Origin of the sequence: Gluconobacter sp. R75690 (assembly GCF_015244525.1) — a bacterium.
Taxonomy (GTDB): Bacteria; Pseudomonadota; Alphaproteobacteria; order Acetobacterales; family Acetobacteraceae; genus Gluconobacter; species Gluconobacter potus.
Genome location: NZ_JABCQB010000033.1, coordinates 1 through 3,575 on the forward strand (window position 1 = coordinate 1; position 3,575 = coordinate 3,575).

Consider the following 3,575-nt stretch of genomic DNA (forward strand, 5'->3'; position numbering starts at 1 on the left):
CTTCAAAATCCACAGCCCGGGAAAAGGCTTCAAGTTGATCACCAAGACCGCTCAGACGCGCCAGCCGCTCCTCAACATCAAAGAAACCGGGCTGCTTCATCTTCCATCAGCACACTAACGATGGCATCACAGCTAACAGTTCAGAGCCAGGGGTTCTTCGAACCCTCCAGGTCTGCGTAGCCGCAACCAGACATGGCAGGGCGCTGTCCTTCACACCGCCACCCGGCTAGGCGCACGAACTGCCGTCCGCTTATGCCCGCTTCGACGATCTGCCGCACTCACCGATCTATATCGTCTGTGACCGGGGAACGTCTCACGCATGCTGGATTGGCGCATTTTTGTGTGACGCAGGGCGTGTCACCACAATCCGTAAGCAAGCCTACAGTATAGAACCCGCTCATAAGATTGATGATGCCCACCATCAAGGCGTTTCATAATCGCTGAAGGCCACACCGTTTTCAAGCCACACCATGTCCCAAAATTTGAGGGATGGCAGAGTGAAGGTGATATAATCACCTGAACTATTCGAGCCCTTTACATAAGCCAGCTTAACCGGCACACCATGACTTACATCAGGGCTAGCCGTATAGAGGTCGCCGAGCCTTCCGCCAGGTGTGTAATACATCTTAAGCTGAAGCGAACCAGTTGGAGTCGGCGCGGCCGCATTGCCCGCGTTATCATTCACATCGTTAAACGACGCGCTACTTATCTGCTGGTAATTTAATAAATGCAGGATATCAAAACCGCTGCGATGGTTTTGGAAAAGCCACACTGACCCGGCTGCAGCAGTCGTACTGCCTTTCGCACCTGACACAATTGAGGGGGCCGATGCCTTCGACGGGTGGATGTTCAGACGCAGTAGCTTTTCATAGGCCACCCCGAAATTTTGATAATCATACTCACCCTGCACCATATCCCGCTTCGGACTAAGCATGTTTCCGATCGGAAAATCATCATTGCTGATAAAGCGAGCACCATCACCAACTTCCTGCTCGCCATCCACAATCCAAGCATGATGTGAGCCTGTCGCGAGATCAGCCGCCTCCTGATATAGGACTCCTGGTGTATTGAAGGTACAGGCAATGGGGCCGCCGTTGATGGAGCACGCCTTTGACGCGCCGACCGTCTTGTTCATACCCATGTCCCAGTCGAGGCCGATATTATTCGGCATCCGGTTCGCCCATCCCCAAACCTGTCGCGCTTTGGTCATAAGATCGCTGAAATTTCCAATATCAGAAGGGTTATTCCACCGCTCGACAAAATGATATGTTTCACGTCCAGACCGCACCAAATCCTGCTCATTGTACGATCCAGCAGGGTTAAGAACCATTGGCCCCTGCACATATCTCTGCACCGTTTTTAGGAAAGAGGAATAGGCCTTGTCCATTATGATGCGGTTTGCTGACCAATCCCAAAGTGGCGTATTAATGGTCCCATAAGTATCAACAAACATGCCATCAAAGCCGAGCCTTTGGCGCATGATCTCTGCCTGCTTCCCCCAATATGTCTGCCATGATGTGTTATTCGGGTTCATGACGCCTATATTGGAAAACCCGTCATGCCACAGATCAGCGATCTTACAGTTAGATCCACAAGCCCTCGTAAATGCCCCCCATGACAGCTGCGCGCCAGATCCATCACGAAGGAAATTAGGAGCGATTCCGACGTTTGCTGCGTACAGGGGCATGTACATAAGAGTACCCATACGCAAAGACCTCGCTGCCGCGAGGTGTCGTTGAATCAGATCTACACTGATATTCTCACCGTCACCGTTGATCCAAGAAGAACTCTTAACCCAAGGCTGATGCCATCTGTAGAGCATATTATAGAACTGGAGGTTATTGCACTTGTAGGCATTAAGGCTCTGTAAGTCCTGTTGAGGTGTTCCGAACAGGTTTGGTTTCCACCCTCCCCAATCAGTGTACGCACCGACAACCCAACATTGCCGAGGATAGGTCCACCAGTCGGAAGAGACATCAAATGCGCTGGCTTCCTGATCAATCTGATGTCCATTCTGATCGACCGCAATCAGATCGACGAAATAACCCTGCCAGTTCGTACTACTGGATGGGAAATCGAATTCTGCCGTTGCTGTTGCACCAACCCCCAGTCCGGAAACAGAAATAGCAACCGGATCGCCAATCTTAACGCCCCGCCCGGTGACAATCCCAATTACACGCCCCGTAAAAAGTGCGCCTGTTTGATTGGACAACGTGACCGCCATACGGATCCGTTCGCCACCTCGATAATGCGAGAAATTGGTGTTCACCGATTGTATGAGTGACCCAGATAAATGAGGCTCAGCGTTAGCCACAAAGGGAATCAGCCCAGCCAGTGCTAAGAATAATTTTCTGACCATCTACGCTCTCTCAGGAAGAAGATATACGAAATACTAAAACCACAAAGGAATGCATAAAAATATGCACCGAGTTTATAATGAACCCTGCGACTTAATCATCATACTTACATATAATCGTGATTAATGAGGCCCATAACAATAATAAGCTACTGAATCGTGATGTATTTTTTAACAGTCATGGTCAAATGAAGGCCGATAATTGTTAGTATAAAATTAACCTCTATCGTGTATATGATATCATAATGCGCATGGGCATAGAACCCAAACTGTCCGCCGCGAATCATCTCGACTGCTTCCGAACTTGGGGATGACATGAGAATCCAGCGATATTTCTGCGGCACCCAGTCAACCATGACAAAAGCACCTGTCAAAGGAAGAGCCAGATAAGAAAACATACCAACTACTTTTTCGAGAAATTCTGTACGTTCAGAAAGTGACGCAACAAGTAATCCGGTATTAAAAGAAAACCAAGACTGAAAAAATAAACCTAAAATAACAAGCCCCCAAGATGCAGGAAGCTGAATATAACCAAGAACAAACGCTGAAAAATAAACAACCATGCCGCCAGCAATAGTCCCTATTATTTCTAAATACATCCTAGCGGTTATAATATCCACAGGAGTTACTTGCCTGTGAAAGAGCAGGCTGCCATTAGCCTCAAAAGCTTTAGTCGCACGACCGATACAATGTCGCCACATAGTCAATGGGACGTAGCCAGTAATGACGATGGCAGTCATCGGAAGACCGTGCTCGAAATGTGAGCGTATTGCGGTCCAGACAATTGCAACACCCGCGCAGAAAAGTGCAGGCTCTCCAGCAAACCATAAAAAACCGATGTTTTCCCGCCCAAACCTCGTATTAAGCTCACGAAATATCAAAGCAACGATAACATTATATTGCACAGTGAAAAAATGTATTAGTTGCCGGATGTTCGTAGTTGCTGGCACGGGTCCATAATTCCTAGCGATTTCGTCGCCTTATATTATAAAGGCTTATATGCAAGAAAACATTTTCAAATTTGTTTAACGCCCTCTTCTACCGGTTACCACTCAAAAATAAGAAAATTCTATGGTTTTGTGATTCGAAGGCTGGATGATAGCAAGAGCCCAGGTTGCGTTGACAAAAGACTTATCAGTCTGTGGCAAAATGTGATTCACTTTCTGGCTGTGGGATAGCGGGCAGAGAGAACAGGCATGACACGAGGCGATCTGACGGA

Annotated in this window: 2 protein-coding genes and 1 pseudogene; all 3 read right to left on the minus strand. The window is 48.0% G+C overall.

What is annotated here, in order from left to right; translation table 11 throughout:
• Positions 1–100, minus strand: a pseudogene (locus HKD27_RS16135) (IS5/IS1182 family transposase); the annotation flags it as partial.
• A gap of 321 nt (positions 101–421) precedes the next feature.
• A complete protein-coding gene (locus HKD27_RS16140) occupies positions 422–2,359 on the minus strand; it encodes a glycoside hydrolase family 66 protein (protein ID WP_194690208.1) in 1,938 nt (645 codons plus the stop codon).
• 146 nt (positions 2,360–2,505) lie between these two features.
• Entirely contained in the window at positions 2,506–3,306 is an 801-nt protein-coding gene (locus HKD27_RS16145; protein ID WP_194690207.1) for an ABC transporter permease, read from the minus strand.
• Positions 3,307–3,575: the final 269 nt, after the last annotated feature.

Excerpts from the sequence above, each read along its gene's own strand:
- HKD27_RS16140 (WP_194690208.1), bottom strand. The coding sequence starts at position 2,359 with ATGGTCAGAAAATTATTCTTAGCACTGGCTGGGCTGATTCCCTTTGTG.